Source organism: Streptomonospora wellingtoniae (assembly GCF_031845375.1).
Taxonomy (GTDB): Bacteria; Actinomycetota; Actinomycetes; order Streptosporangiales; family Streptosporangiaceae; genus Streptomonospora; species Streptomonospora wellingtoniae.
Genome location: NZ_JAVREK010000098.1, coordinates 1 through 255 on the forward strand (window position 1 = coordinate 1; position 255 = coordinate 255).

The 255-nt window shown below is 67.8% G+C and carries 1 pseudogene; it reads left to right on the forward strand.

Annotated features, from left to right (window positions below):
• Positions 1–7 precede the first annotated feature (7 nt).
• Positions 8–255: pseudogene (locus tag RM446_RS24780) on the forward strand (IS982 family transposase); the annotation flags it as partial.

Sequence of the window (255 nt, forward strand, 5' to 3'; positions counted from 1 at the left end):
TCAGAGTGTGACCAAAGACCTCGACGCCCTTCTCACCGCACTCTATGTCTACCTGGACGACCACGTCCTGCCTTCGGCCCGGCAACCGCGCAAACGCGGGCCAGCGCCGCTGCTCACCGACGCCGAACTGGTCTGCGTCGCCATCGCCCAAGTCCTACTGCGCTGCGACGACGAACGCCACTGGCTGCGCGTGGCCCCGCGCCGGATCGGCCACCTCTTCCCCCGCCTGCCCGGCCAATCCGAATACAACCGCCA